At 42.8% G+C, this 3,630-nt stretch carries 4 protein-coding genes; 3 read left to right on the top strand and 1 reads right to left on the bottom strand.

All coding sequences use genetic code 11. The annotated features are described in order from the left end of the window. Window positions 1-1,676, top strand: a 1,676-nt coding sequence (locus tag B3N33_RS08755) for an AAA domain-containing protein (RefSeq protein ID WP_292593027.1), incomplete at its 5' end; no start/stop codon positions are given. Between the two features lie 139 nt (window positions 1,677-1,815). Here B3N33_RS08755 and B3N33_RS08760 read toward each other — a convergent pair. Beyond that, window positions 1,816-2,172 (bottom strand): hypothetical protein, encoded by a 357-nt coding sequence (locus B3N33_RS08760; RefSeq protein ID WP_292588904.1) that lies wholly within the window; start codon window positions 2,170-2,172, stop codon window positions 1,816-1,818. Window positions 2,173-2,646: 474 nt separating this feature from the next. Here B3N33_RS08760 and B3N33_RS08765 point away from each other — a divergent pair, with 474 nt between their 5' ends. Together B3N33_RS08765 and B3N33_RS08770 are read left to right on the top strand one after the other, a co-directional pair. Next, a complete protein-coding gene (locus B3N33_RS08765) occupies window positions 2,647-2,775 on the top strand; it encodes a hypothetical protein (RefSeq protein ID WP_292588906.1) in 129 nt (42 codons plus the stop codon). Continuing rightward, the gene (locus B3N33_RS08770; protein WP_292588908.1) at window positions 2,772-3,050 is read left to right on the top strand and encodes a helix-turn-helix domain-containing protein; all 279 of its coding nucleotides are present in this window, start codon (window positions 2,772-2,774) and stop codon (window positions 3,048-3,050) included. Before B3N33_RS08765 ends, B3N33_RS08770 begins: the two co-directional genes overlap by 4 nt. The last annotated feature ends 580 nt before the right edge of the window (window positions 3,051-3,630 follow it).

The following is a 3,630-nucleotide window of genomic DNA, read 5'->3' on the forward strand; positions in this document are numbered from 1 at the left end:
GTCTTCCAGAAAGGAAGCTTCTCTGGCACTATCGAAGCCGCCACGAATCATTGATAGCCTTCTCAAACTATCACTTTTACATGAATAGACTCAGCACTTTCCCCAGCAGCAGTTTTAACGGGCTTGATTCCGGAATATGCTTTGAATATGTTTCGAATGGAGTTTATGACAGAGCAAAGAGCAGAAAGAACATTGAAGAAGCACGCAGAGTTGCCGAGATGGTTATGAGCCATGCAAGGACAAAGGCAGGTGTTTCATTAGGAGTAGTTGCCTTCAGTGAAGCTCAGCAGACGGCGATCCTTGACCGAATTGAAGAGCTTCGTTCCCAGGATCAGTCTGTCGAGGATTTCTTCGGCGAGGATAAACTTGAACCTTTCTTCGTGAAGAATCTTGAGAATGTTCAGGGTGACGAGAGAGATGAGATGATCTTCAGCATTGGATATGGTAGAGATGCTTCGGGAAAGCTGACCATGAACTTTGGTCCTCTAAACAAAAATGGAGGAGAAAGACGACTCAACGTTGCGATAACGAGAGCCAAGAGGAAAGTCACTGTTGTAAGTTCGATAAGAGGAGCAGACATCTCTGCTGAAATACAGACCCCAGGAGTAAGAGCCCTAAGAGAATATTTGAACTATGCTGAAGAGGGAGGAAGCAGGGAATTCCTTTTGAGAGAGACCGAAAACACTGACGGCGAATTTGAATCGCCCTTTGAAGAGGAGGTATTTGAGGAACTCACCGCACGTCGGTTCAATGTACACAAACAGGTGGGATGCTCCGGCTACAGGATAGACCTGGCAATTGTTGTCAATGAACATCCTGGAAGGTATGTCGCAGGAATTGAATGCGACGGAGCCATGTATCACTCCGCGAGAACTGCAAGAGATAGAGACAGGCTACGCCAACAAGTCCTTGAGAATCTGGGTTGGAAGATCATCAGAATCTGGTCAAGAGATTGGATCTTCGACAGAAGTTCGGAAATCAAGAGAGTCATTGCAGAGATAGAAGCTGCTGGCTCCGTTTCAGAAAATACCGAAGCACTTAACATCAATGATGAGCTGATAGTCGAAAATCCTTTGCCATCAATAAAAAGAGAAGAGACGACCCTTCCATTGTATGAAAGATTCTCACCTCATGACCTAACCAAATTAGTCTCATTGCAGAAAGTTATTCAATTGTATAGCCTTATTGGGGCGATAATTGAAAAAGAGGCCCCGGTTCATTTGGATGAGGTAGTGTCGAGGATTATCATGCTTTTCGATACTCGCCCTGATTTACTCCAGGTAAACTGGGATATGTATACAAAATCCGGGAATGTCTCCCGTAAGAGTTTACGGGAGTATGTTATGGCACAATTCCCAAGGGATTCATATGTTCTGCAGGGAGATTTTTTGCTCAAGCGCAACGAAAGGATACTTCCAAGACGATCGGCCAGCAGAGATGATATGAGAAAACCCGAACACATCCCGCCTGTAGAGATTCAAGAGGCCATAAAACTCTGTCTGAAACACGCGTTCACAATGGATAGAGAGGACTTGAAGACAGATGTGGCAAGACTATTCGGTTTCAAGAGGACGGGAACGAACATCTCGAACATCATAAACAATGAAATCAGCTTGCTTATTCGCAACCATGAGATTCAGATTCAAGATGGGAAAGTGAGTATTAGAAAACAATAGTGAAACGTACTACAAGTCTTGCTCCATCGATCAACAATGTTTTCTCCCATTTTTGGGATATTGTATTGAGGGGGATATGCTGAAATCTTTATCGTTTCAGGCATTCCTTGTTCCCGGTTTCAGATGAAGGGTATAGTATTCATTCTGCCGGAACTTTCTCTTCAACAACTATTCTGTATTTTCCATTTGAGATGAAAATGTCTAGGTAAAAGCTTCCTTTCAAGTAGACATAACTCTCGTCAGAACCCGGGGAACCCAGATCTATCAAGTCGTCTTGATCACCTGATTCATGTTCGTGCCAGCTGATGCACACGCGTTTTTCTGTGGATACCCTGACCCTCCACTGGGGATAGGTGATTTGAAAGAGATCCGTCTTTTTCTCTGTCGAATCTCCCATATAGGTTCTTACAACTCGCCATTCTTTTGAGTTTTCATACTGCCAGCTGCCATCTTCGTTCAGGATCACGGTTCTTCCATTTTCGTCGATTGCATGCATGCTAGGATCCTCCCTCTTGGATGCCACTTGAGCACCGATTCGAATAATAGAATCGTAAGAAAGTAAGTCTCTGAGTTTGGGTGTGACACAGGGGAAAAAGTTGGAATATTCAGTTGAATGCAATACATAACTACTGGTGGGTTGCCATCTCAATGATCACAATCGTTCTGGTAACGCATTCAACGGACAACTACAGTAAGTCTAGCATACTTATCAATGTGTGGAGTCAGTCGATCACAATTGACAGACTAGTTCATTATCATTACTTAACCATATTTCTGGGCAGAAGTCGCATTATTAATTACTCCAACACTAGAGACTAAACAGTTAATCCCGAGTTCCGGATTCTTGTCTGACCGAATACTCTATTTCCTTCTTGCCAAGAATAAAGAGAGACATCAACTAGTATTATCATATATGATAATATACAAAAGTAAGTGGGCTTCTTTCGAAATCTGAAAGGTGGTGTTATAGATGACAGGCTTTGATAAACTGAAGGCCAACTTGATGAAGAACGAGGAATTCGCGCGCATATACAATGAGAGAAAGCCGCTAAGAAACTTCATAGATGAACTGATTGAACTCAGGTTGAGAAGGGTATGACTCAAAAGGATCTAAGCGAGCTCACAGGTATAAGCGTTCCGAATATCTCAAGAATAGAGGCAGGAAAACAGAATCTTTCCTACCAGACTATGCACAAACTCGTCAATGCTCTTGGAGGCAAGATCCTAATAACAGCCCAGGCCGATAATTGCATCAGACTTTCCAACGTGGCAGCGGAGAAAATACAAGAACTAAGCGTAGAGGCTAATACCTCACCAGAAGAATTCCTAATGAACCTTTTACAAAAGGCTTCAGAAGAATCGATAACCGCCTAGATCAGACTCTCAGGTTCATAACTTGCTTTGCTATAAATGCCTCTACCAAATATGACTCGTACAAACAGATTACAAGTGTGTGCTCGAAGTCATTTGAATGTTTGGATATCACTATCGCCACTTGAACGAACAAATACGGAAAGAAAGGGAAGAATTCTTCAGCAGGGATCNNTCTTCATTACACGTAGCGGTATTTCTCCGGAGTACGAGTCTGACCATTTTTCTGGACATGTATAAATATTAAAATGGACAGATAAAAATACATAGGAGTCACCGTTGACGATCAGGCGATAGTATACGATCTCCGTCGTGGTGCATTCACACCGTTTTCGCGACTCTCTGATTCTCGTTTCGTTTTTTTGCTATATTGGCTTTCTCAGAGCTTCACCTGACAAACTATCTTCAATCGTGGAGAAAATGCGAGCTTACTTGATCCAGAAAATCGATTTTGTTTCTTTCCATGGAAAAGACCAAGTGATGCTTCATTATGGTCGTGCAACATGCATCTTCTCTTATTATCGGTCACTTTCTCCTAAGGATGGCAAAGTGATATAATTTCATTGCATGGGGGTGTCCCCGT

The organism is Mesotoga sp. UBA5825 (assembly GCF_002432955.1).
In the GTDB taxonomy this organism is placed as follows: Bacteria; Thermotogota; Thermotogae; order Petrotogales; family Kosmotogaceae; genus Mesotoga.

Coding starts and splice junctions, on each gene's coding strand:
- B3N33_RS08760 (WP_292588904.1), bottom strand. CDS start 2,172: ATGCATGCAATCGACGAAAATGGAAGAACCGTGATCCTGAACGAAGAT.
- B3N33_RS08765 (WP_292588906.1), top strand. CDS start 2,647: ATGACAGGCTTTGATAAACTGAAGGCCAACTTGATGAAGAACGAGGAA.
- B3N33_RS08770 (WP_292588908.1), top strand. CDS start 2,772: ATGACTCAAAAGGATCTAAGCGAGCTCACAGGTATAAGCGTTCCGAAT.